Here is a 287-nt window from a genome sequence, read left to right as displayed (position 1 = left end):
GTTCTAATTGTCGTTCTGAACGGATGCCATAAAAGTAACCAATGAACATCATCTTAAAAAGCATAATGGGGTCCGAAGGACGCCCGTTATTCTCTGAATAGAAGGGACGGACTTTCTCCCCGATAAAAGAAAAATCTATGTACTTATCAACTTTTCTTAAAAGATGATCTTCAGGGACTAAATCTTCAATAAAAACAAATTCCGCTTCATTTTGTGATTCTCTTTTCGGTTTGAACATGCCATCCACCATCCTAAGTAAAATTAATTATATTATATCAAATTAACGC

At 34.8% G+C, this 287-nt stretch carries 1 protein-coding gene; it reads right to left on the bottom strand.

Annotated elements, in window-relative coordinates; genetic code table 11:
* Positions 1-238 (bottom strand): transposase (locus tag AC6CHU_RS26010; RefSeq protein ID WP_498123168.1); only part of this gene is annotated, 238 nt, incomplete at its 3' end.
* Positions 239-287: the final 49 nt, after the last annotated feature.

This window comes from Cytobacillus sp. GQ23 (assembly GCF_059758675.1).
This window is presented reverse-complemented; position numbering and strand designations above follow the sequence as displayed.